Raw genomic sequence first — 24,152 nt, 5'->3', positions numbered from 1 at the left:
TGCGCGGCGCCCGCCTCAGGAGCGCGGCAGACCGAGCATGCGCTCGGCGATGATGTTGCGCTGGATCTCGTTGGTGCCGGCGTAGATCGGTCCGGCCTGCGCAAACAGGAAACCATCCAGCCAGTGATCCAGCTCGGCGTCGTGCTGCTGCGGCATCAGCTCGGCGCGCGGCCCCAGGATGCGCATCGCGGTCTCGTGCATCAGCAGATCCAGCTCCGACCAGAAGATCTTGTTGGTGCTGGCCTCGGCGCCGATCTTGGCGCCCTTGTTCAAACGCCCGGCGGTGCGGTACGTGGCCAGGGCATAGGCCTCGGCCTGCATCCAGCTCTGCATCACCGCCTCGCGGATGCCGGGATCGGCATCGGCGCGCGCACGGTGGCGGCGATACAGCTCGACGAGCTTGTGCGCGGTTTTCTGGAAGCGCGCCGGCGAGCGCAGCATCAGGCCGCGTTCGAAGCCGGCCGTGGCCATCGCCACGTTCCAGCCGCCGCCTTCCTCGCCCAGCAGATTCGCCACCGGCACCTTCACCTCATCGAAGAAGATTTCGGCAAAGCCCGGCAGGCCGTTGAGCTGCTTGATCGGGCGGATGCTGATGCCCGGCAGGTTCAGCGGCAGCAGGATGAAGCTCAGACCATGATGGCGCGAGGATTCGGGATCGGTGCGGAACATGCCGAACAGCCAGTCGGCCCAGACCGCGCGCGTGGACCAGGTCTTCTGGCCATTGATCACGTAATGGTCGCCCTGGCGGATGGCCTTGGCGCGGATCGCGGCCATGTCCGAACCGGCGCCCGGCTCCGACCAGCCCTGCGCCCAGATGTCCTGGCCCGAGGCCATGCGTGGCAGGAAGCGCGCCTTCTGCTCGCTGGTGCCGTATTCCATCAGCGTGGGCGCCAGCAGGAACACGCCGTTCTGATTGACACGCAGCGGCGCCGAGGCGGCCCAGTACTCCTCTTCGAAAATCAGCCACTCGATCAGATCGCAGCCGCGCCCGCCGTATTCCTTGGGCCAGGTCACCGCGCTCCAGCGGCCTTCGAACAGCGTGGCCTCCCACTGGCGATGCGCCTCGAAACCTTCCGCCGTGTCGAAGCTGGGCAGCGGCGCCTTTGGCACATGCGCCTGCATCCAGCTGCGCACTTCCTGACGGAAGGCTTTTTGTTTTTCGGTGTATTCGAGCTTCACATGTACGTCCTGTATCAGACCACGCCGTGCGGCGGGCAAAACATTCGCTGTCTGTCTTGCTGAGCCGCCGCACCGGCGCGGACTTTCAAATGGAGGGGGCGCGGGTCCATCACGCCTTGGCCTGGAATTGGGCTTCGCGCTTTTCGACGAAGGCGCGGCGGGTTTCCGCGGAGTCCTTGGCCTGATAGGCCTGCAGGGTGAAGCCCTGTTCCCAGCGATACTTGTCTTCCAGATTGCCGTCCTCGATGCCGTTTAAGGATTCCTTGGCCAGACGGATCATGACGCCGCTCTTGGCGGCGATCTTGCGCGCGATGGCCAGCGCGGCCTCGCGCAGCTGCTCACGCGGCACCACCTGCTCCAGTGCGCCGAGCCGGTAGGCTTCGGCGGCGCCGATCGGCTCACCGGTGAAATACATCATGCGCACCTTCTGCACCGGGAACAGGCGCTGCAGATGCGCGCCGCCGCCCATGGCGCCGCGATCCACTTCCGGCACGCCAAACGTCGCGTCCTCGGCTGCGATCACGATGTCGGCCGCGCCGGCCAGACCGATGCCACCGCCCAGCACGAAGCCGTGCACGGCGACGATCACCGGCAGCGGATTGCGATGCACGGCACGGAAGGAGCGGTAGTTGCCGGCATTCACCGAAACGATCTTCTCGGGATGGCGGTCCAGTTCCTTGATGTCCACGCCGGCGCAGAAGCCGCGCCCCTCGCTGCGCAGCACGATCACCCGCGCCTCGGGCAGCGCGCCCAGACGTTCGATCTCGTCGGCCAGGGCGTGCCAGCCGGCATCGTCCAGGGCGTTGACCGGCGGGCGGCTGATCACCAGTTCGGCGATGCCGTCGTGCAGGGTGCTGCTGAAGCCGTGACTCATGATGGAATTCCGGATGCGGAGCAAAAGCCCCTCTCTCCCCTGACGCCTCTCCCGCAAGGAGAGAGGGGAAGGCGGCCGTGGGACCTGGATCGAGCCGTATGTTTCATATCGATTGCGCACTCAGAGCCCCTCTCCCCTCGCGGGAGAGGGGTGGGGGAGAGGGGGTAGGCGCTACCGTTCGCGCTCATCGCAAGCGCCCCCTCTCCACTGGCCCCTCTCCCGAAAGGGGAGAGGGGAACAAGGCCTGCAAGCGCAGCTCGGCCTCGGCCACGATCTGCGCGATCAGCGTTGCCACATCCGGCAGATCGCCGATCACCGCCGCCACCTGGCCCGAGGGCAGCACGCCTTCATCGGGGCGGCCTTCGACCATGGCGCGCTGAATCAGCATCGGCGCATTGGCGGCCATCAGGGTCTGGATCGCGCCATCGCCTTCGGACAAGGCCGCGAAAAATGTGCGCAGCATCTGCGCCGGACTCATGCCGGTATGCGCACGCCAGCGCCAGGCGCTGCCCAGGGCCACGAACAGGCGCCGCAGCAGGCCACCGGCTTCCAGGCGCAGCAGCAGCGGATTGTCGATCATGCGCTGCGGCATGCCGTCCACGGCGGTGGAGGCGCGGATCTGGCCCGGCTCCTTCACTTCCAGATATTTCTGCAGCGTGGCACGCGGCACCGGCGACTGTGCGGTCATCAAAAAGCGCGTGCCCATGGCGATGCCGCAGGCACCGAAGGCCAGGGCGGCGGCGAGACCGCGCCCACTGTGAAAACCGCCGGCGGCAATCACCGGCACCTTCACCGCCTCCAGCACCTGCGAGAGCAGCAGGGTGCTGGGCACCGAGCCGGTGTGGCCGCCGCCTTCGGCACCCTGCACGGTGATCAGGTCGGCGCCCAGTTCCACGGCCTTCTGCGCGTGCTTGAGCGCGCCCACCGTGGGCATGCAGAGAATGCCGGCGTTCTTGAAGCGCGCGATGGTTTTCGCATCCGGCCCACGCCCGTAAGACACCGCGCGCACGCGTTCGCGGTTCTCCAGCACCAGCTCGATCACCTCGCGGGCATTGGGCTGGAACATGTGGAAGTTCACGCCGAAGTTGTGCGGCGTGGCGGCGCGTACTTGCGCGATGGCCTCGCGCAGCTGCGGCGTGGACATCGTGGCCGCCGCCAGAAAGCCGAAGCCGCCGGCATTGCTGGTGGCCGCCACCAGGCGCGCATCCGCCACCCAGCCCATCGCGGTCTGCACGATGGGATAGCGGCAGCCCAGGCGGCGGCACAGCTCGGTGTCCAAGGCCGGATGCATGGGCTTTCAGTTCTCGCCGGCCTGACGCTTGTTGGCGGCGGCCATGGACTTGCCGTCCTGCCCGCCGAGGCTGTTGCCATGCACCAGATCGCTCTGCGCATGCGCGAAGTGATGCATGTGAAACACCGCATCCATGGCCGTGCGCTTGCCGCGCAGTTCCTCGACGTGATTCACCGCCTGCTTGGTGAGCCAGAGGCCGAGCCGGCCCTTGGCGGCGAGATTGGCGCAGATGCTGCGCACCTCGGCCTCCAGCTGCTCGCGCGGCACGACGCGGTTGACCATGCCGAAGCTGTAGGCGCGCTGCGCGCTCATGCGCTCGCCCAGCAGCAGGAATTCCTTGGCCACGCGCGGCGGCAGCTCGAAGGCATGCGCGAAATACTCCACGCCCGGAATGCCCATGCGCTGCACCGGGTCCTGGAAATAAGCGTCTTCACTGGCGACGATCAGATCGCAGACCCAGGCCAGCATCAGCCCGCCGGCGATGCAGGCGCCCTGCACCATGGCCACCGTGGGCTTGCTGATGTCGCGCCAGCGCCGGCACATGCCCAGGTACACCTCCTGCTCGCGGGTGTAGAGCAGCTCGGCGCCGGGCTTGTTGCTGTGATCGGGCAGCAGATGCGTGCGCTCGAAGCTTTTGTGCAGATCGCGCCCGGGCGTGCCGATGTCGTGGCCGGCGGAGAAATGCTTGCCGCTGCCGGCCAGCACGATGAGCTTCACCGCATCATCGCTGACCGCACGCTGGAAGGCCGCGTCCAGCGCATAGGTCATCTGCGAGTTCTGCGCGTTGTTGAACTGCGGCCGGTTCAGGGTGATCCAGGCCGCCTCGCCGCCCTCGAAGGCCTCGGTGCGATACAGCACCGGCTCCTCGGTCTCGTAGACGATATCGACCTTCCGGGGTTCGATGAGATCGCTCATCCTGCGCTCCTGACCGCAGGCGGGTGAGCCGGAAATTGCGATGTTGCCTTGAAGGGCAACATCGCCCGGCGAACGCCGCGCCAAGGATGGCGCGGCAGGGCCAGGCTCATCGCCTTGAAGTCGCGCCAGGGATGGCAGCTCATGCTGCGCTCCTCACCGCAGGCGGATCATTCTTGATCACCGCGCCACGCAGATTGTGCGGATCGAGCTTGCGGATGATCGCCAGCTGCTCGGCTGTCGGCAGCGGTGTCTCACCCAGATTTGGCGCGCGCGCCAGCTCGAAGCCGGTGGCCGCCTGCACCTGCTCGAAACTCACGCCCGGATGCAGGGAACGCACGCGGATACCGCGCCCGGCCCATTTATCGGGACCCAGGAAGTCCAGCACGCACAGATCCGTGACGATCAGGCGCAGATCCACGTAGTCGTGCTTCATGCCAGCGGACCAGCGCTGCGGCTGATAGCCCACGCCGGAGACCATGTCCACCTCGCCGGACACGAACACGCGCGGCGAGTGATTGGGCACGAAGAAGGAATTGGCGTGGCAGATGCTGTTGCCCGGCAGGCCGCGCACGCCCAGCACCGCGGACTTCGGTCTTTCATACGGGCCGACCACGGAGAGATTGGTCTGCCCCCAGCGGTCGATCTGCGTGGGACCGATCATGGCGTGACGCTTGCCGCCCCAGACGCATTCGAACACGCGCTCGAAGCCCAGATAGCCCTCGTACCGGGGCTGGTAGTCGCCACGCGGTCCCAGCGGCACCGGCTCGCTGACCAGATAGGCTTCGCTGTCGGTCATCAACAGCTCGGGGCTGTGCGTGAGCTTGGCCAGCGAGGCCCCCAGGCGCGGAAGGGTGGTGATGCCGGAGGCCAGCAGCTCGCCGTTGTCGCGCCAGGCTTCGGACGCGGCCACCGCCATCAGCTCGGCCAGGGTTGCTGCCGTCATGCGCAAAAGCTCCCGAATTTGACGCCCTCTGCCCCACGTCCCCGGGAGAGAGGAAAACCTGCCGCTGCCTTGATGAGCGTGCGCATCTTCAAAACACCGGTTGCTTGAGCTTGGCCAGGCGCTCGGCGCCGCCAATCTTCTGCTGATACGTGGCCTCGCCCGGCTGCACGAACTCTTCGCAGTAACGCTGCCAGCCGCCGTCCTCGCTGGCCGAGGCGTTGTAGCGCTTGAGATGTTCCAGGTCCCAGCCGTAATCGGGGCCCAGGTACGTGGGATGCGCGCCGCCCGGCGCGTGCACCACCTGCTGCACCAGATAGCGCTCGAAGGCGTTGTGCCGCGCCTGCTCGGCGCTCAGCTCCAGGCGCTCATGAAGCACTTCGGTGCTGACGATCACCTGCTGCGCCGCACGCGCGTAGAGATGATCAAAAAAGAGATCGGCGCCGCGCAGCAGGGTATTGCCCAGACGGTCGGCCTCGTTGACATGCAGCAGGGCGGCGTCGAGCTGGAGCGCCGGCATCGCCACATAGACCTCGCCATCTTCATACGGCGAGGCGATGGTCTTGAGCTGCGGGTTCCTGGTCAGCACGTCGCTGGCCAGGCCCACACGCGTGGGCAGGAAGGACATGCGCATGCCGGCGGCGCGCAGGCCCCATTCGAACATGCCCTCGTCCAGCTCCATCACCTCGATGGCGCCGGACTCGCGCGCCTTGCGGTAGTAAGGCTCCAGCGGAATCGCGTCCAGGGTGACGAAGGCGAAAATCAGCCTGCGCACCTTGCCGGCCGCGCAGAGCATGCCGACGTCCGGACCGCCGTAGGACACCACGGTGAGATCCTTGAGCGGCGAACGCAGGATCTCGCGCAGCAGGGCCATGGGCTTGCGCCGCGGCCCCCAGCCGCCGATGCCGATGGTCATGCCGTCGCGCAGGCCGGCGATGGCCTCTTGCGCGCTGCACTGCTTGTTCAGCGCCATCAGCGGAAACCCACGGAGAAATCGTGACCCCAGATGCTCACCTGCTTGGTCTGCGTGGTCTGCCAGCTGGCGGGATCGACAATCAGGCCGCCGTAACCGTATTCCACCGCGAAGTTGCCGGGTGTCATCATGTAGAACGAGGTCATCTGATCGTTCTCGTGCTCGCCCAGCGTGGCCATCAGCTTCACGCCGTGCTTCTGCATGCGGTCATGCGCCAGGCCCACCTCCCGCATGTTCGCCACCTCCACCATCATGTGCACGCAGCCGGCGGGATTGGGCATTTCCGCCAGCGCCAGGCTGTGATGCCGGCCGCTGGCGCCGTGCAGGAAATGGAGACGGATCACCGGCGCGTCCGGGCCGGGCTGGAAGTTGAAGACATCGGAAACGCCCATGCCCAGCACCTCGCAGAACAGGCGCCGCGTTTCATCGAAGGGAATCGCCGGCAGCACGGTGTGGCCCAGGCCGAACACGCCGGTCTTGAAACCGGAGACGCCGATGGGCGAGACGAAGGCGCTGCTGGCACCGGTATAGCCCCAGCTCAGCTCATGGCGATTGCCGGCCGGATCGCTGAAGGCCACCAGCTCGCGCACGCGGCGCTGCTGTGCCAGCTCGCCGCTGCCGCGCGTCAGCGCCACGCCGGCGCGATCCAGGGCCGCCAGCGCCTGGCGATAGGCGGCCTCGTTCACCGCCTGCCAGCCGGAGATCAGATAACGGTCCGTCGCACCCGGCTGCACCGCGATGCGGAACTCGCGCTCGTCCATCTTCAGCTGCAAGCCGCCGTCCGCCGCGATGGCCTGCATGCCCAGCACCTGCTCGGCGTAATGCCGCCACTGCGCCGGATCGCGGCTTTCCACCACGATGTAGGCCAAAGCCTCGATTGTCTGCATGGGACTGCCCAGGGGTGTTTTTCCTGGCTGCAGTATCGGCTTGAGGCGGCGCCGCAAGCTTCACCCGATAGGATGAGCCGCTGCATCCCGGCGCCGGGGCCAACGGACAGAAGCATCACGCAAAGGCGCAAGGAAGCGCCAAAGGCGTTTCATGGCTGTCTTGCGCCTTTGCGCCTTTGCGTGATGCTTGGCCGGGCCGTGGCCGCCCCGAAAGATCGCGCCGCGCGTTCATCCCAACGGACGAAGCTCGCCCCCCGCCCGCGCTCGAATAATGCGCGCATACCAATGCAAGAGCAGGGGCAGCGATGGGACGCGTACAGGACAAGGTGGTGATCGTGACCGGCGCCGCCAGCGGCGTGGGCAAGGAAGATGCGCTGCTGCTGGCCCGCGAGGGCGCGCGCGTTGTGCTCACCGACATCGACGAGGAAGCCGGCCGCGAGCTGGCGCGCAAGATCGGCGACGGCGCGCTGTTCCTGCGCCAGGACATCAGCCAGGAAGCCGACTGGCAGCAGGTGTTCGCCGTGGCGCAGGAACGCTTCGGCGGCGTGGATGTGCTGGTCAACAATGCCGCGATCCTGGCCTACGGCACCATCGAGGACACCTCGCTGGAACTGTGGCAGAAGATCCAGCGCGTGAATGCCGAGAGCTACTTCCTCGGCTGCAAGTACGCCGTCGCGGCGATGAAGCAGCGGCCCGCCGGCTCGATCATCAACATGTCGTCCATGGCCGGCATCGGCGGCGTGTCCAGCTTCTGCGCCTACAGCGCCTCCAAGGCGGCGGTGGCGGGCCTGACGCGCAGCGTGGCCGCGCACTGTCGCGCGCAGCTCTACAAGATCCGCTGCAATTCCATCCACCCGGACGGCATCGCCACGCCCATGGTCAGCAAGCTGCACGCCGACAAGAACGCGCCCAGCGCCTATATCCGCGAGAAGGACCCCAAGCAGCTGCAGGCACGCTTTGCCCTGCCCAGCGATATCGCCAATCTGGTGCTGTTCCTGGCCAGCGATGAATCGCGCTTCATGAACGGCGCGGAGCTGCGCATCGATAACGGCTATCTGATGTGGGCGGACTAAACGCTCCGCGTTTAGTCCGCATGTGTACGTCCTGGTACAAGACCGCGCCATCCCTGGCGCGGACATTCAACAAAGAAATGTCACTTCAGGAGTGATGGTTTGCAGCTGAGCACCACCGCCGCCTTTGTCGCATCGGCCGCTGCGCATGCGCAGCGCGTGGCGGTGCGCACCGAGGACGGCCGCGACTTCACCTACGCCGAGCTGGACGCGCTGCGCCGGCAGGCGGCGCGGGCCCTGATGGCAGCGGGCGTTGCGCACGGTGATCGGGTCGCGATCTGGGCGCCGAATTCCCTGGAATGGATCATCGCCGGTCTGGCCATCCACAGCGTGGGCGCGGCCCTGGTACCGATCAACACGCGCATGCGCGGCGCCGAAGCCGCCTACATCCTGGACAAGAGCCGCGCCCGGCTCTGCTTCTGCGCCGGCCGCTTCCTGGATCAGCATTACCCCAGCCTGCTCGGCGCGCAGCGCCCGGCGGGTCTGCAGCAGCTGGTCGTGCTGCACGGCGCCGAGGCCGGCGATCTGCGCTGGGAGGATTTCCTGCAGGAAGCCGAGGCCGTCAGCGAGGCCGCGCTGAGCGAGCGCAGCGCCCGGCTGCGCGGCGAGGACGTGCTCGACATCCTGTTCACCTCCGGCACCACCGGCCAGCCCAAGGGCGTGGTCAGCACGCATGCGCAGAACCTGCGCGTGATCGCGCAGTGGTCGCGCTGCGTGCAGCTGCGCGCCGATGATCGCTATCTGGTGGTGAATCCCTTCTTCCATTCCTTCGGCTACAAGGTGGGCTGGCTGGCCGGGCTGCTGGCCGGGCTCACGGTGCTGCCGCAGGCGGTGTTCGATGCGCGCGTGATCCTGCGCCGCATCGCCGCCGAGAAGATTTCGGTGCTGCCCGGACCGCCGACCCTGTTCATCAGCCTGCTCGATGATCCCGAGCGCGCAAGCACCGATCTGTCCTCGCTGCGCGCCACCATCACCGGCGCGGCGGCGATTGCGCCGAGCCTGATCGAGCGCATCCGCGCCGAGCTGGGCTTCCAGCTGGTGCTCACCGGCTACGGCCTCACCGAAACCTGCGGCGTGGTCTCGCTCTGCGAGGCGGGCGATGATGCCGAAACCATCGCGCTCACTTCCGGCAAGGCCCTGCCCGGCATCGAGCTGCGCTGCGTGGACGCCAGCAACCGGGCGCTGGGCCCTGGGGAATCGGGCGAGATCGTGGTGCGCGGCTACAACCTGATGCAGGGTTATCTGGATGATCCGCAGGCCACGCGCGAAACCATCGACGCCGAGGGCTGGCTGCACACCGGCGACATCGGCCATCTCGACGCGCGCGGTTATCTGCGCATCACCGATCGTCTCAAGGATCTCTACATCAGCGGCGGCTTCAACTGCTATCCCGCCGAGATCGAGCGCATGCTCGCCGCGCATCCGGCCATCGCGCAGAGCGCGGTGATCGGCATTCCCGACGAACGTCTGGGCGAGGTCGGCAAGGCCTATGTGGTGCTGCGTGCCGGCCAGGCGCTGGATGAGAAAACACTGATCGCCTGGTGCCGCGAGCAGATGGCCAACTACAAGGTGCCGCGCCGGATCGAGTTCGTGCCGTCCCTGCCCTGCAATGCCTCGGGCAAGGTGATGAAGTTCGCGCTACGCGCGCCGCCGCAGTAGGAGCAGGCCCAGCGACAGCGTGCAGAACAGCGCGCCGGCCACAAAGGTCTGCGTCGCGCCGTAGCGGTCCCAGAGCAGGCCGGCGATCAGGCTCGCCGGCAGCATGGCCAGACCCGAGCAGAGATTGAAAAAACCAAACGCCGTGCCGCGCAGCTGCACCGGTGCGCAATCCGCCACCATGCGCGCGAGCAGGCCCTGGGTCATGCCCAGGTGCAGGCCCCAGCAGGCGACGCCGGCCCAGGCCAGCGCGCCCGCGCCGGCTGCGGCCAGCAACAGGTCGGCCGCGATCAGCAGCAGCACGCCCAGCGCCAGCAGCCGGCCATGCGCGAGCCGGTCGGAGAGCCAGCCGAAGGGATAGGCGCTGAGCGCATACACCGCATTCATCGCCACCAGCACCAGCGGCGCATAGGCCAGACCCAGGCCGCCGTCGCTGAGGCGCAGGATCAGGAAGGCTTCCGAGAAGCGCGCCAGGGTCAGCGTTACGCCAATCGCCACCACCCACCAGAACGCCGGCGGCAGACGGCGCAGCTGCGCGCGCGCCAGCGGATTGTGGCGTGGCGCCGGCTCGCGGCGCGGCGGCTCGCGCACCGCCAGCTGCAGCAGCAGCACGGCCAGAAGGCCCGGCACGATGGCCACCGCAAACACCGCGCGCAGCTGATTGTCCCAGAGCAGCATCAGGGCGATGGCCAGCAAGGGCCCGCTGAAGGCGCCCACGGTGTCCAGCGACTGGCGCAGGCCGAAGGCCGCGCCGCGCAGCGCGGGCGGCGTGAGATCCGCCACCAGGGCATCGCGCGGCGCGCCGCGCAGACCCTTGCCGATGCGGTCCAGCACCCGCGCCACCAGCACCAGTCCGGGGCCCGAGGCCAGCGCGAACAGCGGCTTGGACAGCGCGCCCAGACCGTAGCCGAACACCGCCAGCGGCTTGCGCCGGCCCAGGTAGTCCGACAGCGCGCCGGAGAACATCTTCACCACCAGCGCCGTGGCCTCGCCCAGGCCTTCGATCAGACCCAGCAGCCAGGCACTGGCACCCAGGGTGCCGACCAGGAACACCGGCAGCAGGGCGTGAATCATCTCCGAGGAGACATCCATCAAAAGGCTGACGAAGCCCAGGGCCCAGACTGCAGAGGGAATGCGGGCGGCGGCGGGTCGGTCCATGCCGCTACTGTAATGCGGCCGGCGCGGGCATTCGCTCATTCGGATGAGGCTGTGCCGGCCGCGATTGGGCAGGCTGGATGACAACTCTTTCGTGAACACGCCGCCGGCGTCGAGGATGGATCATGAGCAAGCCCCTGCAGAACACCGTGGCCGTGGTCACCGGCGCCTCGCGCGGCGCCGGCGAAGGCATTGCCCTGGCGCTCGGCGCGCAGGGCGCGACCGTGTACGTCACCGGCCGCTCGCTGAAGGAAGGCGATGCCGCGCTGCCCGGCACCATCGGCGCCACCGCACGCGGTGTGAGCGAGGCCGGCGGCCGTGGCATCGCGGTGGCGGTGGATCATCGTCGCGACGAGGACGTGAAGCAGTTGTTCGCGCGCATCGCCGACGAGCAGGGCCGCGTCGACATCCTGGTGAACAACGCCACCTTCCTGCACGACCAGCTGATCGAGAAAGGCGGCTTCTGGGAAAAGCCGCTGGCGCTGGTGGACATCCTGGACGTGGGCCTGCGCTCGGCCTATGTCGCCAGCTGGCATGCCGCGCCGCTGATGGTGAAGCAGAAGAACGGGCTGATCGCCTTCACCTCCTCCTTCGGCGCCAGCTGCTACATGCACGGACCGGCCTACGGCGCGCAGAAGGCGGGCGTGGACAAGTTCGCCAAGGACATGGGCGTGGATCTGCGTGCGCACAACGTGGCGGCGGTGTCGGTCTGGATGGGCATGCTGCGCACCGAGCGCACGCGCCGCGTGATGGCCGCCGAACCGCAGAAGTACGCCGGCTTCTGGGAGATCGCCGAGACGCCGCAGTTCACCGGTCATCTGCTCGGCGCGCTGTATCGCGACGCCAAACGCGCGGAGAAGTCCGGACAGGTGCTGATCGGCGCCGAACTGGCCCTGGAATACGGCATCACCGACGAGGGCCGCCAGCCACCTTCGCACCGTGCCATGCTCGGCGGCCCCACGCAGGCGCATCCAGCCATCGTCGAATGAATCCGCGCCCGTTTCGGGGCCCGTTCATCATCGTGGCATTAAGATGCTGGCGCGGACTGCGTCGGGCAGCCGTCAGATCGCCACTACCGGCGAAGCTTTCAGGAGAATTACATGAAGGGGATCATCACGGCAGCCTCCGCGGCTGCGCTTCTGCTGTTGGGTAGCAGCGCGGCCTTTGCACAGACGACGCCGGGCGAGCGGGCACAAAGCCGCCAGGAACTGCGTCAGAACCTGCGCGATCAGCGTCAGGGGCAGCGCCAGGATTCTCGCGACGTCCGCCAGGATCAGCGCCAGGACGATCGCGGTGCGCGTCAGGACCTGCGTCAGGACTCGTCGGCGCTGCGTCAGCAGCAGCGCAGCGACATCCGTGCCGAGCGTGCCGCCGCCGGCGGCACCAGCCCCGCGCTGCGTCAGGACCTGCGCGACCAGCGCCAGGACCTGCGCGGTGATCTGCGCGATGCGCGTCAGGGCCAGCGCCAGGATCTGCGCGACGGTCGCCAGGATCAGCGTCAGGACCTGAGCGCCGGCCGTCAGGACCTGCGCCAGGACGCCCGCGCGCAGCGCCAGCAGACGCGGCGCAAGCTGCGCAGCGGGCAGTAAGCGTTCGCACCGCCGCTGCGCGCCCCCCCTAGGCCTGCGCAGCGACGCCAGAAGCAGAATGCTCCCGGATCACCGGGAGCATTTTTTGTTGGCGGACCGGCACGGACCACTCAGTGCCGGTAGCCCTTCACGCGGACCTTGAAGTCCATGGCCGGCCCCGGCGTCGGCGCGGTCTTGGTCTTCAGCACATAGCCGGGCGGGTCCAGTTCCAGATCCAGGCGATGGAACAGACAGGCCATGGTCAGCGGCAGCAGAATCTCCGCCGCGCTCTTGCCCAGACAGGTATGCGGACCACGACCGAAGGGTGAGTAGGCGCCGGACTGCATGTGCTCCGCGCGCGCCTTGCTGTAGCGGTCGATGTCGAAACGCTTCGGGTCCGGAAAATACTCGGCCATGAAGTGCGGCACCGAAGTGGCGATGTACACCATCTCGCCCTTGCGGATCAGATGGCCTTCGAACACGAAGTCGCGGGTGGCGGTGCGCATCTGCGCCACCGCAATCGGATACAGGCGCATGGTTTCCATCACCGCGCCCTGCAGCGCGGGAATGCGCTTGAGCAGATCACCGTTCTCCAGATTGCCTTCGGCGAACAGCGTGTCCACTTCCTGCAGCACACGCGCCTTGACCTCGGGATGCTTGAGCACGGTGTACAGAATCGCCGCCGTGGTGTTGGCCACGGTGTCCAGACCGGCGACATAGGGCCCGGTCAGCGAGACGATCAGATCCGAGGCGGGCATGATCTGCGGCGTCTTCAGATGTGCCTCGTAGATATCGTCGACCAGAATCCGCTGGTCTTCGGGAATCTTGCCGGCGCGCGCCGCGACATCGCGGATCATCTTCTCGCCCAGCTCGAAGACGCGCGCCTTGGCTTTCTTGTAGCGCGGGTCCTTGAGCAGAATCATCGGCCGCTGCCGCGTCACCAGCACATTGAGGATGTAGAGAATCATGGTGCGGATGTCCTGGATGTATTCCAGCGGCGCCGAACCGGTGACGATGGTGCCCAGCTGTTCGGTCACCATGTACTGCATGGCCTCCACCACCGGCACGCTTCGCTGCAGCGGCCAGTCGCGTTCGATGGCGCGCCGGGTGAGTTGCACCAGCTGCTCATAACGGCCCTTCAAGGCATCCTTGGAATAGCCGTGGCGCATGATGTCGCGCAGCTCCTTGTGTGATTCACCGTCCTCGCCGGTAAGCACGCGCGTGGCGCCGTACTCCTTGACCAGACCTTCCCAGAATTCCTTCGAGCGCAGGCTGTCCTTGCCGGCACGCGTGCCCAGAAAGTTCGCCGCCTCGATGCCGGCGATGGCCACGTAAGGACGGCCCAGCACATTCATGCGGAACACCGGACCGTACTTGCGGTAACAATCCACGAAAAACTGCGCCGGGTCCTTGGCCAGCGCCGGCAGACAGCCGATCAGTGGCCAGCCGGGAACGGTGGGCGTGCGGACAAGCGCGTGCTGCGGAGGAGCCTGATGGGCGGCAGTGTTCATGTGCGGGCCTCTTGGGATGAAGGAATGGACAAGAATGAAACGAGGTGCTGATGCGAGGGTTCTGGCGCAGGTCGTGCGCGGCGTTTCAGCCGAAGCCGACCGAGAAGTCGTGGCCCCACTGGCTGACGGCGGTGGCTTCGAACACGCTGTGCCGCGTCCAGTCGATCACGGCGCCGCCGCAGCCGAACTCCAGCGCAAAGCCGGAGGGCGTGAGCATGTAGAAGGAAATCATCTGGTCGTTGACGTGGCGGCCCAGCGTCGCCATCAGCTTCACGCCATGACGCAACATGCGGTCGTAGGCACGGCCCACCTCGTCCATGCTGGCGACCTCCACCATCGCGTGCACGCAGCCGCTGGGCACTTCGCCCTCGTATAGCGCGAGGCTGTGATGGCGGCCGTTGGCACAGTGCGTGAAGTAGATGCGCTTCAGCGGCTCCTGCGGGTCCTGCGTATAGCGGTGCCGGTACAGATCCGCGAGGCCGAAGCCGAGCACCTGCTGCGCAAAACGCCAGGTGGCATCGAAGTCCGGCGCCGGCAGCACGGTATGGCCCATGCCCAGCGCGCCCGTCACGAAGCCCGGCACGCCCTGCGGCGAGACGAAGCGGCTGAAGTCGGACTGAAAGCCCCAGACCAGTTCGTGACGGTTGCCGGAGGGATCACGCAGCAGCAGCATGCCCTGCACCTTGCGCGCGGCGCACAGCGCCGGCGTGGCACGCTCATGCGCCACACCCGCCGCTTGCAGACTCCGGGCGGCAGCTTCAAAGGCGGCTTCGTCGGCCAGCTGCCAGCCGGAGGCCAGATAACGGTCGTCCGCACCCGGCTCGATCAGAAAGCGGAAGGCGCGCTCATCCATCTTCACGTAGAGCGCACCATCGGCCGCCGGCGCGGTCGCCATGCCCAGCACCTCTTCGGCAAACGGACGCCAGCGCGACACCTGCCGGCACTGCGCGACGATGTAAGCGAGCTGTTCGATGCGAATCATGCGCGCACCCTTCAGATGAAGAAGTCGGTGTTGGCGCGCCCGAGCAGCACGCCGCCGTAGTTGCGGGCGAACAGATCCGGATTGTTGGCGTAGTGCGTGCGCCCGGCGTGGATGTCCAGGAAGTGGCGCACCAGCGGATTGTCGTTGAACAGACCACGCGCGCCGGAGCTCACGAACAGGCGGTACACCAGCTGCGCGCAACGCTCCACCACGCTGGCAGCCTGATAGCGGTAGTGCAGCCGCGTTTCGATATCCATCGCGACGCCGCGCTCGGCCGCATCCATCAGCTGCGCGAAATTGCGCTGCAGCACCAGCTTCATCTCGTCGATGGCGGCGGCGGTCTCGGCCACCGCGACCTGCACCGAGCCCTGCTCGGCCGTGCGCGTGCCCATGTCGCCCACCCGCTCGCCGGCGAAATCGCGGAACACCTCCAGCGCGCCCTGCAGCGCACCGATGGCCGAAGACGAAACCGCGCGCACGAAGATCTGTCCGAACGGCAGGCGATACAGCGGCGCGCTGTTGATCGCCAGTCCCGGACTGGTGCCGGCGAAACCATCCGCCGATCTGTGCGTGCGATGCTCGGGCACGAAGGCATCGCGCACCAGCACATCGTGACTGCCGGTGGCACGCAGGCCCATGGTGTCCCAGGTGTCGAGCACCTCGATGTCGCGGCGCGGCAGCAGGAAGGTGCGGTACTCCGGCGGCTCGCCCTCGCGCAGCGCCGGCACCAGGCCACCGAGCAGCACCCACTGGCAATGGTCGATGCCGCTGGAATAGCCCCAGCGGCCGCTGAAGCGAAAGCCGCCGTCCACGCGTGTGACCTGCCCTTTTGGCATGTAGCTGGAAGCGATCAGCGCCGAGGGATCGCGCGCCCACACCTCCTGGCTGGCGCGATCATCGAGCAGGGCCATCTGCCAGTTGTGCACGGCGATCACGCCGTAGATCCAGGCCGTGGACATGCAGGCGCGCGCCAGCGTCATCTGGATTTCGTAGAACACCTCCGGCGGCATTTCGTAGCCGCCATAGCGCCTGGCCTGCAGCACGCGGAACAGGCCGGCGCGACGCAGATCCTCCACGGTCTGCTCCGGCACGCGGCGCTGACGCGCGGCCTGTTCGGCGCGCTGGCTCAGCGCCGGCAACAGGGCGCGGGCGCGTTGCAGCAGGAGCTGTGGCGTCGGGATGTCGTCGGCATCGGCAGTCGCGGGCTTGGCAATCGTCAGGGTGCTGTTCACACAAGTTCTCCATTCGGCGAGGCGTGGTACTTATCTCCGCAGCGCTGCTGCCTGGACTCATCCGAAGTGAGTACCGCGGTTTTGCCGAAAAGCTGCGAAGCCCCGTGGACGACGTTCACAAACGCTTGTCGTGAATTGATTTTTTTCGATGCCGCGCGAGCGCCTGCGCGAATACGGCAAAGCCGCCGTGCATTTCATTGATCTGGATCAAGCCCCAAAAACGCCAACTCACTCGAACGGAGGAGGATGCCGCCGCCCCCTACGCCGGACATTGCTCACCACGCCAACAACGGAGTTCCAACATGGCCTCTGCACTTCGCGCATCGAATGCGAACAAGAGCCCTTATCAGATCGAAGCCGCACCGCTGCCGGATCGCTACGCGCGCGGCTGGCATTGCCTGGGCCTGAGCTGCGGTTTCGACGATGGCAAGCCGCACAGCCTCAATGCCTTCGGCACGCGCATCGTGGTGTTCAAGGGCGCCGACCAGCGCTTGCGTGCGCTGTCGGCCTGGTGCCCGCACATGGGCGCCGATCTGGGCATCGGCCATGTCGAAGGCAATCGCGTGGTCTGCCGTTTCCATGGCTGGGCCTTCGGCGGCGAAGGCGCCTGCGAACACATCCCCTACAGCAAGACCATTCCGCCGAAGGCACGCGTGCGCAGCTGGCCGCTGCAGCAGCGCAATGGCCTGCTGTTCATCTGGAACGACGAACAGGGCCAGCTGCCGCCGCCGGAGCAGGACATGCCGCAGCTGGCGGAGTACGGCACGCCGGACTGGTCGGACTGGTCGCTGTCGCACTGGGTCATCAACAACAACTGCCGCGAGCTGGTGGACAATCTTGCCGACCTCGCACACTTCGGTCCGGTGCACGGCTCGTCGAACGTCAAGTACTTCGCCAACATCTTCGAGGGCCATCGTGCCACGCAGGTGATGGTGGGCATCAACGAACGTCTCGGCGGCACGCGCAATCACCTCACCACCGTGGCCACTTATTTCGGTCCGGCCTGCCTGATCTGCCGCATGAGTGGCGAAGCCGATGGCATGCCCGTGGAATCGATTCTGCTGGTCACCAACCTGCCGATCGACCAGTCGCACTTCCAGCTCGGCTTCGGCGTGATGGTCAAGCGCATCCCGGCGCTGAGCGAGGCTCAGAACCAGGCGATGATCAAGCACTACGTGGATCTGAGCATTCAGGCCTTCACCGAAGACGTGGCGGTCTGGCACAACAAGGTGCGCGTGGACAATCCGCTGCTTTGCGCCGGCGACGGTCCGATCCGCCAGCTGCGCGACTGGTACGCACAGTTCTACAAGGACGTCGAAGCCGTGCCGGCGCAGCTCGGCCAGCGCCGCGTCGTGGAAATCAATCTCGGCCTGAACACGCCGGCGCCTGCGCTGCGGCACGCGTTTTCCGGCTGAACGTTCCGCTCTTCAAACCCCGCATGACTGGAGTAATCACGATGTCCGCCACACAAGCCGTTCATGAGCGACTGGTCTCGGTCGATTCGCATGTGCATTTCACCGACGACTGGATCAAAGCGCGCCTGCGCCGCGAGCTGCACGCAGTCTGGGACGAGGCCAACCGCAAGGCCGAGGAATATGCCGCCAAGGTGCTGCGCGGCGGGCAGAAGAATCTGGAGCTGGAGGATTTCGTCGATCCGGAAGCGTCCAAGGACCCGGGCCATTTCAATCCGGAAGGCAAGCTCAAGGCCATGGACCTGGACGGCGTCTACGCGGAAGTGATCTTCCCCGAGCTGGCCGGCGCCAAGATCGTCAACCCGAGCCTGATGGGCAGCGACTGGAAGGAAGTGTTCCAGGGCTACAACAATGCCATGGCCGATTTCGCCAGCCACGATCCGCTGCGCCTGATGACGGCCTATCAGCTGCCGCTGTACGACATCGAGTTCGCGGTGAAGGAAGTGCAGCGCCTGGCGCGCGACAAGAAGGCGCGCTGCGTGCAGGTCACGCCCTTCCCCGCCGACTACGGCCTGCCCGACGTCTACGACGAGCGCTATGTGCCGCTGTGGAAGACCATCGAGGAAACCGGCCTGACCGTGCTCAACCATCTCGATCTGAAGGCCGAGCTGTGGAACGTGTTCCGCCGCGACCCGACGCCGCAGAAGGGCATCTTCACCGGCCTGGCCTGGGCGCCGATGGCCGAGAGCATCAGCATGTGGATACTCACCGGCACGCTGGAGAAGTATCCGAAGATGAAGGTGCTGTTCGTGGAGCCCGGTCTGGGCTGGCTGCCCTGGTTCTTTGAAACCCTGCTCGATCCGCGCATGCACCAGCACTACGAGTTCCCGGGCGTGAAGCGTCCGCCTTCGGAAACCTTCCGCGCGCAGTGCGGCGCCACCTTCATGTACGAACCCATGGGACTGAAGGCCGCCTACGACTACTTCGGCGCCGACTGCCTGTACTGGTCCACGGACTTCCCGCATCCGGCCACCTGCTGGCCCAACTCGCAGCGGCAGGTGCTCAGCCAGTTCAAGGAAGCCGGCATTCCCGACGCCGACCGCCGCAAGATCACCTCGGAAAACGGCCTGCGCACTTTCGGCCTGAAGTAAGCCGGCGCCGCCGCACGGCACGAGACCCGCGCACAAGGGTCTCGTGCCGTGGCGCTTCAGTTGCCGATGCGATTGCCCACCAGCTCGAACTCCACGGCGATCTCGTCCTGCACCGCCAGCAGGCCGCCGAGCACGGACAGCGGCTTGATGCCGAAATCACTCTGCCGCAGCACCAGCTGGCCATCCGCCACCAGCTGATCGTCGCTGTGCTGCACCTTGAGCATCACGGTCTGCCGGTGCGAAACACCGTGCAGGCTGACGTCGACATCGGCGATCAGCACCGGCCAGTCGCCGGCGATGCGCACGGAATTGATCACCAGCTCCGGATACTGCCCGGCGTCCAGGGACTTGAGCATGTTGCGGCGGGTGTCGGCGATGTCCTGCTCGCTGCGCGGCGTGCTGAAGTTGCCGCCCACGCTGCTGCGTAGCGCGTCCCAGTCCAGCTGCAGCTGATCGAAGCGGAAGCACAGCGAGAAGCTGGCCTTGGCCGCCTCTTCGCCGGCCAGCAGCACGCGACCTTCGAAGCTGGGGGCATTGAGCACATGATTGTGCCCGCGCGAGGCCGCCGCGCCGCCACGGAAGACGTAGATGAGGGTCTTGGACGCCGAAGGGTCCAGCATGTACAGCGTGCCGCTGCCGAGGTTTTCGCGGTAAGGCTGGGCCGGCGGCCGCTGGCCTTCGCGCGGCGCGTTCGACTGACAGGCACAGAGTGCGGCGGCGAGCAGCAGCGGGGCGCAGAGAGAGATTTTCGGGTGCATGTGGGACAGCATGCCGCGCCGCGGGCGAGGCGGGCAAGCGGCGCGCGGGAAGGGGCTGGGGTCTGTGCATCGCAGTCTCGGTTATGCTGGCGCGGCGCGGCCCCGGTCTGAAGTCCGGCGGGCGGCGCCTGAAGCAAACAACCCAGGGGAACCTTGACCGTGTCACAGCCCAACGCGCTCGCCGCGCCCTTCACCCTGCCCAATGGCAGTGTGATCAAGAACCGCATCTGCAAATCCGCCATGAGCGAAACCATGGGCGACGAGGACGGCGGCCCCAAGCCGGAACTGGCCAAGCTCTACGGCGCCTGGGCCGACGGCGGCCTGGGCCTGTGCATCACCGGCAACGTCATGATCGACGCCCGCGCCCTGGGCGAGCCCGGCAATGTGGTGATCGAGGACGAGCGCCATCTGCCGCAGCTCAAGGCCTGGGCCAGCGCCGCCACGCGCAATGGCATGCAGTGCTGGGTGCAGCTCAACCATCCCGGCAAGCAGTCGCCCAAGGGCCTGAACGCGGAAACCGTGTCACCCTCGGCCATTCCGTTTCGCAAGGACATGCAGGCCATGTTCGCCACGCCGCGCGCGCTGCGCGACGAGGAGGTGCTGGACATCATCGCGCGCTTTGCCAATGCCGCGCGCATCGTCAAGGCCGCCGGCTTCTCCGGCGTGCAGATTCACGGCGCGCATGGCTATCTGGTCAGCCAGTTCCTTTCGCCGCATCACAACCAGCGCCAGGACCAGTGGGGCGGCAGCGCCGGGAACCGCCGCCGCTTCGTGCTCGCCGTGCTCAAGGCCATGCGCGAACAGGTGGGGCCGGACTTCCCCATCGGCATCAAGCTCAACTCGGCGGACTTCCAGCGCGGCGGCTTCACCGAAACCGAATCGCTGGACACCATCCGCGCCCTGGCCGAGGCCGGCATCGACTGCATCGAAATTTCCGGCGGCACCTATGAAGCGCCCGAGATGGCCGGCCTGAAGGAAAGCACGCGCCAGCGCGAGGCTTACTTCCTGGACTTCGCCGAGCAGGCGCGCAAGCTGGTGAGCGTGCCCCTGATCGTCACCGGCGGTTTCCGCAGCTTTGCCGGCATGCAGCAGGCCGTGGCCAGCGGCGCCGTGGATCTCGTGGGCCTGGCGCGGCTGCTGGCGGTGGAGACCGATGCGCCGCGGCGTCTGCTTGCCGGCCAGGACCCGGCGCAGAAGATCAGCCTGCGCCGCACGGGCCTGCGCATGATCGACGACTCCGGCATGGTGGAGATTTCCTGGTACGCCGATCAGATGAAGCGCATCGCGCGCGGCGAGGCGCCTGATCCGGGCATCTCCACGCGCTGGCTGATGGCCAAGACCATGGTCAAGCTGATGTTCGCCGGACGCGGACGGCCGCAGCGCCTGCGCGCGCGCTGAGTCCGCGCTACTTGAGCAGTGCCGAGGGGCTGTAGCTGAGGCTCAGCAGGGAGCCGGTTTCATTGCTGTCGCCGCCGACCGCACGCTGGCGGCCGACGCGCAGATTCAGCCACAGCCCTTCGCGCACGCGCAGGTCCAGGCCCGCCGCCTCCTTGAACGCCCGCTGCGAGGCGGTGATGTCCCGGCTGCGGGCGTTGCTGAACTGGGCCAGCGCGCGGATGCGGCTGTTGCCGCCGGCCAGCTGCCCGATCAGCAGCGCGCTGCTTTTCCTGTCGGGCGTGCCGGCCGCCAGCGAGCTGAGCACCGGTTCGGCCCAGGTCTGACGGTAAGTGAGCATCAGGCCCAGCCGCTCGCGCAGCGAGGGCAGCGACTCGAAGCCGTAATTCAATGAAACCACCAGCGTCTGGCCCAGGCCTTCCTGACGACCGCCGCCGCTGGCGGGCTTGATCCAGCCGGTTCCGTACATCAGCGCCAGCCGCGAGCGGTTCCAGCGCACCCGCTTCAAGGCCTGGTCGAAGCAGGCCTTGTAGTGCGCCTGCTTGGCCTGCGACAGCGCGTTCTCCTGCATCACCACCGTCACCGGCTGCGGTTCGGTGCCGGGCGGATAGTGTCCTTGCGCGATGGCCTTGGCCATTGCCAGATCGGCCTCATGCTGCTGCGCTTCGCGCGCCTGCTCGTACACCTTGCGCGCCGCCTGCACATCGTCGAGCTGATCGACATCGCACTCGGTGCCCCGGGGATTTTTCAGCGTGTCGCCGATGATCACCAGCTCGTCGTCGCCCTCGTGCAGCACCAGACTGGTTTCCACCGACAGCGCGCGGCGCGCAAAACTTTTCTCCTCGATGTCGGCATCGCCCTGCGCATAGGCGAAAGTGGTCGCCGCCCACAGCCGCGCCAGCGCCGAGCGCCGGTAACTTGCATACGGCACCGGCGCGATGCCGGTGCGGCCCGGCGTCACCGACAGGGCCAGCGTGCCCCGATCACCGCCGCTGCCCAGCCCCTGCAGACCCAGCACCACGTCGCGGAGGTTTTCCACCGGCGTCACCGACTCGCCGGAAATACCCAGCAGGCTGGCGGCCGACACCGAACCGGAAGCCGTGTCGGCCAACAGGTCTTTCCAGTCGGTGACATGGCTGGCTTCCTCGAAGATCTGCACCCAGTCCGGCGCCTGCTCCGCGGCGCGCAGCGACGGCGCGCACAGCAGCGCCGCCGCCAGGCAGAGCACGCGGCTCAGCCGGCTCATGACTGCCCCGCCGGTTTCACCACCAGCAGAAAGTCCTGCTGCGCGACACGGGTGTCGTGCGGATCGGCGCTGGTGTTGACGTCACCATGGCTGGTGAACAGGTCCGTGCCGTTGACCGCATAACGGTAGTCGTAACGGCCGCCGTTCTGGTTCTCGATGACGGTGAACTCCACGAACACACGGTAGAGCCCCGGCGCCAGCGCCACCGGCATCGGCGACTGCGCGCCGAAGTTGGACAGGCGCAAGGGCTCGCCGACGGTGTCATACCCGGTCTCCGTGGGCGTCTTGATCACGCTGCGCGCCTCGACGAAGGCGGAACTGTCGGTGGCGTTCAGGGAAAACGTGGCCGGGCCGGTGATGGTCTTGAGCATGCGGATCTCCATCTCAGCAAGCGTGGACGAGGTCGCGACGACAGGATGCCGCAGAAAACGCCGTCGGCGATGCGTGACGGCCGCGACCCGGGCAACGACAGGACACATTCTGCACAAGCCGGCGTCGTGCAGGCGAGCGCCGTGTCACAAGTAGCGCAAAGCGCAGGGGCCGGGATTGACGCGCCCCGTCATTTCAATAATCATTGAAACATGAAACTCGATGCCGCCGTCGAAAAACTCGCCGCCCTGGCGCAGGCCTCGCGCCTGAGCATCTTCCGCCTGCTGGTGGCCAAGGGCCCGGACGGCATGGCGGCCGGCGAAATCGCCGAGCGCCTGAAGATCGCGCCCAATGCACTGTCCTTCCACCTGAAGGGCCTGAGCAGCGCCGGTCTGCTGAAGTGCTGGCAGGAAGGCCGCTTCGTGTATTACGCGCCGGACTTCAAGGCCATGAACGGTCTGCTGGCCTATCTCACCGAACACTGCTGCGAAGGCAGCGCCAAGAACGACGCGGCCTGCGCGCCGGCCAAGACCTGCAAGGAGTGCTGAACATGAAACGCTTTCACGTGCACATCGCCGTCGAAGACCTCGCCGCCAGCCTGCGCTTCTACAGCAAGCTGTTTGCGATGCAGCCATCCGTGGTGAAGGACGATTACGCGAAGTGGATGCTGGAAGATCCGCGCGTCAACTTCGCCATCTCGCAGCGCGGCGGCAAGACCGGCCTCAACCATCTGGGCTTTCAGGTGGACAGCGCACAGGAGCTGGCCCTGATGCGTGAACAGGCCGAGCGCGCCGAGCTGTCGGCCGTCGACGAAGCCGGCGCCAGCTGCTGCTATGCACGCTCCGACAAGCACTGGATCGAAGATCCCAGCGGCATTGCCTGGGAGGCCTTTCACACCCTCGGCGAGATTCCGGTGTTCGGCGAGCCGGCGGTGAAGGACAGCCCGGCCGCGTCCGTGTGCTGCCCGCCACAGGCGGCGGCCACCAGACCGAAATGCTGCGGCTGAAGCCCTCCTCACGACTGAACGCAGGCCACGATGAACACCCGTCGCTACCACATCCTGTTTCTCTGCACCGGCAACTCCGCGCGCTCCATTCTCGGCGAGGCCATCGCCAATCATCTGGCGCCGAACGCGCGCTTCATCGCCTACAGCGCCGGCAGCAAGCCGCGCGGCGAGGTGAACCCCGCCGCGCTGGAGCTGCTGCAACGCAAGGGTCTGCCCACGCAAGGTCTGCGCAGCAAGAGCTGGGATGAGTTCGCCGCGCCGGGCGCGCCGCAGCTGGACTTCATCATCACCGTCTGCGATCAGGCCGCCGGCGAGCAGTGCCCGTACTGGCCCGGGCAGCCGATGAGCGCGCACTGGGGCATGCCGGACCCGGCCGCCGTGCAAGGCTCGCCCGAAGAAGTGCGCAAGGCTTTCGAAGACACCTTCGTCGTGCTGCGCCGGCGCATCGAACTGCTGGCCAGCCTGCCGCTGGAGACCCTGGAGCGCATGCGCCTGCAGCAGCGCATGAAGGACATCGGCCGTGACTGAGAGGCCCGCACGCCTGGGTTTTCTCGACCGCTATCTCACGCTGTGGATCTTCCT

Annotated in this window: 24 protein-coding genes; 10 read left to right on the top strand and 14 right to left on the bottom strand. The window is 66.9% G+C overall.

The window, feature by feature from the left end:
* Positions 1-15: 15 nt before the first annotated feature.
* The 7 genes from BMY12_RS14695 to BMY12_RS14665 all read right to left on the bottom strand — a co-directional run bounded on the left by BMY12_RS14695 (position 16) and on the right by BMY12_RS14665 (position 7,059).
* Positions 16-1,179 carry an acyl-CoA dehydrogenase family protein gene (locus BMY12_RS14695; protein ID WP_093287773.1) on the bottom strand — a complete coding sequence of 388 codons (1,164 nt, stop codon included), beginning with the start codon at positions 1,177-1,179 and terminating at the stop codon, positions 16-18.
* Positions 1,180-1,288: 109 nt separating this feature from the next.
* Complete coding sequence (locus tag BMY12_RS14690; RefSeq protein ID WP_093287772.1) at positions 1,289-2,053, bottom strand: enoyl-CoA hydratase family protein; 765 nt, start codon at positions 2,051-2,053, stop codon at positions 1,289-1,291.
* A gap of 184 nt (positions 2,054-2,237) precedes the next feature.
* Positions 2,238-3,344 (bottom strand): NAD(P)H-dependent flavin oxidoreductase, encoded by a 1,107-nt coding sequence (locus BMY12_RS14685; RefSeq protein WP_093287769.1) that lies wholly within the window; start codon positions 3,342-3,344, stop codon positions 2,238-2,240.
* Between the two features lie 6 nt (positions 3,345-3,350).
* The gene (locus BMY12_RS14680) at positions 3,351-4,259 is read right to left on the bottom strand and encodes an enoyl-CoA hydratase (RefSeq protein ID WP_093287767.1); all 909 of its coding nucleotides are present in this window, start codon (positions 4,257-4,259) and stop codon (positions 3,351-3,353) included.
* Positions 4,260-4,398: 139 nt separating this feature from the next.
* Complete coding sequence (locus tag BMY12_RS14675; protein WP_093287764.1) at positions 4,399-5,202, bottom strand: CoA-transferase subunit beta; 804 nt, start codon at positions 5,200-5,202, stop codon at positions 4,399-4,401.
* Positions 5,203-5,290: 88 nt separating this feature from the next.
* Positions 5,291-6,172, bottom strand: coding sequence for a CoA transferase subunit A (locus BMY12_RS14670; protein ID WP_218140215.1), 882 nt, complete (start codon positions 6,170-6,172; stop codon positions 5,291-5,293).
* Positions 6,172-7,059, bottom strand: coding sequence for a VOC family protein (locus BMY12_RS14665; protein WP_093287762.1), 888 nt, complete (start codon positions 7,057-7,059; stop codon positions 6,172-6,174). Before BMY12_RS14665 ends, BMY12_RS14670 begins: the two co-directional genes overlap by 1 nt.
* A gap of 305 nt (positions 7,060-7,364) precedes the next feature.
* Here BMY12_RS14665 and BMY12_RS14660 point away from each other — a divergent pair, with 305 nt between their 5' ends.
* Both BMY12_RS14660 and BMY12_RS14655 read left to right on the top strand, forming a co-directional pair.
* Complete coding sequence (locus BMY12_RS14660; RefSeq protein ID WP_093287759.1) at positions 7,365-8,132, top strand: SDR family oxidoreductase; 768 nt, start codon at positions 7,365-7,367, stop codon at positions 8,130-8,132.
* 99 nt (positions 8,133-8,231) lie between these two features.
* Entirely contained in the window at positions 8,232-9,788 is a 1,557-nt protein-coding gene (locus BMY12_RS14655) for a FadD3 family acyl-CoA ligase (protein WP_093287756.1), read from the top strand.
* On the opposite strand, the gene BMY12_RS14650 is transcribed toward BMY12_RS14655, so the two are convergent.
* Complete coding sequence (locus tag BMY12_RS14650) at positions 9,768-10,943, bottom strand: MFS transporter (protein WP_093287753.1); 1,176 nt, start codon at positions 10,941-10,943, stop codon at positions 9,768-9,770. The two genes, BMY12_RS14655 and BMY12_RS14650, sit on opposite strands and share 21 nt — an antisense overlap.
* A gap of 122 nt (positions 10,944-11,065) precedes the next feature.
* Between BMY12_RS14650 and BMY12_RS14645 the strand changes: the two genes are divergently transcribed.
* Together BMY12_RS14645 and BMY12_RS14640 are read left to right on the top strand one after the other, a co-directional pair.
* The gene (locus tag BMY12_RS14645; RefSeq protein WP_093287750.1) at positions 11,066-11,929 is read left to right on the top strand and encodes an SDR family NAD(P)-dependent oxidoreductase; all 864 of its coding nucleotides are present in this window, start codon (positions 11,066-11,068) and stop codon (positions 11,927-11,929) included.
* A 111-nt stretch (positions 11,930-12,040) separates the two neighbouring features.
* On the top strand, positions 12,041-12,529 hold the full coding sequence (locus tag BMY12_RS14640; protein WP_093287748.1) for a hypothetical protein: 489 nt from the start codon (positions 12,041-12,043) through the stop codon (positions 12,527-12,529).
* Positions 12,530-12,639: 110 nt separating this feature from the next.
* On the opposite strand, the gene BMY12_RS14635 is transcribed toward BMY12_RS14640, so the two are convergent.
* The 3 genes from BMY12_RS14635 to BMY12_RS14625 all read right to left on the bottom strand — a co-directional run bounded on the left by BMY12_RS14635 (position 12,640) and on the right by BMY12_RS14625 (position 16,215).
* On the bottom strand, positions 12,640-14,019 hold the full coding sequence (locus BMY12_RS14635) for a cytochrome P450 (RefSeq protein WP_093287745.1): 1,380 nt from the start codon (positions 14,017-14,019) through the stop codon (positions 12,640-12,642).
* Positions 14,020-14,104: 85 nt separating this feature from the next.
* Positions 14,105-15,001 carry a VOC family protein gene (locus tag BMY12_RS14630; protein ID WP_093287743.1) on the bottom strand — a complete coding sequence of 299 codons (897 nt, stop codon included), beginning with the start codon at positions 14,999-15,001 and terminating at the stop codon, positions 14,105-14,107.
* 11 nt (positions 15,002-15,012) lie between these two features.
* A complete protein-coding gene (locus BMY12_RS14625; RefSeq protein WP_436278866.1) occupies positions 15,013-16,215 on the bottom strand; it encodes a flavin-dependent monooxygenase in 1,203 nt (400 codons plus the stop codon).
* Positions 16,216-16,535: 320 nt separating this feature from the next.
* On the opposite strand from BMY12_RS14625, the gene BMY12_RS14620 reads away from it, so the two are divergent.
* Together BMY12_RS14620 and BMY12_RS14615 are read left to right on the top strand one after the other, a co-directional pair.
* The gene (locus BMY12_RS14620) at positions 16,536-17,648 is read left to right on the top strand and encodes a 3-ketosteroid-9-alpha-monooxygenase, oxygenase component (protein ID WP_093287741.1); all 1,113 of its coding nucleotides are present in this window, start codon (positions 16,536-16,538) and stop codon (positions 17,646-17,648) included.
* 41 nt (positions 17,649-17,689) lie between these two features.
* Complete coding sequence (locus BMY12_RS14615) at positions 17,690-18,796, top strand: amidohydrolase family protein (RefSeq protein WP_093287739.1); 1,107 nt, start codon at positions 17,690-17,692, stop codon at positions 18,794-18,796.
* Between the two features lie 56 nt (positions 18,797-18,852).
* Here the strand turns inward: BMY12_RS14615 and BMY12_RS14610 are convergent, their stop codons facing one another.
* Complete coding sequence (locus tag BMY12_RS14610) at positions 18,853-19,554, bottom strand: YceI family protein (protein WP_177189013.1); 702 nt, start codon at positions 19,552-19,554, stop codon at positions 18,853-18,855.
* 159 nt (positions 19,555-19,713) lie between these two features.
* On the opposite strand from BMY12_RS14610, the gene BMY12_RS14605 reads away from it, so the two are divergent.
* A complete protein-coding gene (locus tag BMY12_RS14605) occupies positions 19,714-20,952 on the top strand; it encodes an NADH:flavin oxidoreductase/NADH oxidase family protein (protein WP_093287835.1) in 1,239 nt (412 codons plus the stop codon).
* Positions 20,953-20,959: 7 nt separating this feature from the next.
* Here BMY12_RS14605 and BMY12_RS14600 read toward each other — a convergent pair whose 3' ends face one another.
* Positions 20,960-22,195: a hypothetical protein gene (locus tag BMY12_RS14600; RefSeq protein WP_093287733.1), complete on the bottom strand. Its 1,236-nt coding sequence runs from the start codon at positions 22,193-22,195 to the stop codon at positions 20,960-20,962.
* The gene (locus BMY12_RS14595; RefSeq protein WP_143068969.1) at positions 22,192-22,566 is read right to left on the bottom strand and encodes a hypothetical protein; all 375 of its coding nucleotides are present in this window, start codon (positions 22,564-22,566) and stop codon (positions 22,192-22,194) included. Before BMY12_RS14595 ends, BMY12_RS14600 begins: the two co-directional genes overlap by 4 nt.
* A 210-nt stretch (positions 22,567-22,776) precedes the next feature.
* Between BMY12_RS14595 and BMY12_RS14590 the strand changes: the two genes are divergently transcribed.
* From BMY12_RS14590 to BMY12_RS14580, 3 genes are read left to right on the top strand one after another with little or no spacing between them, the layout of a single operon-like run.
* Complete coding sequence (locus BMY12_RS14590) at positions 22,777-23,112, top strand: ArsR/SmtB family transcription factor (protein ID WP_093287728.1); 336 nt, start codon at positions 22,777-22,779, stop codon at positions 23,110-23,112.
* 2 nt (positions 23,113-23,114) lie between these two features.
* Entirely contained in the window at positions 23,115-23,570 is a 456-nt protein-coding gene (locus BMY12_RS14585) for an ArsI/CadI family heavy metal resistance metalloenzyme (protein WP_093287726.1), read from the top strand.
* A 30-nt stretch (positions 23,571-23,600) separates the two neighbouring features.
* Positions 23,601-24,098, top strand: a complete 498-nt coding sequence (locus BMY12_RS14580) for an arsenate reductase ArsC (protein WP_093287723.1) — start codon at positions 23,601-23,603, stop codon at positions 24,096-24,098.
* The last annotated feature ends 54 nt before the right edge of the window (positions 24,099-24,152 follow it).

The organism is Solimonas aquatica (genome assembly GCF_900111015.1).
GTDB lineage: Bacteria > Pseudomonadota > Gammaproteobacteria > Nevskiales > Nevskiaceae > Solimonas > Solimonas aquatica.
This window is presented reverse-complemented; position numbering and strand designations above follow the sequence as displayed.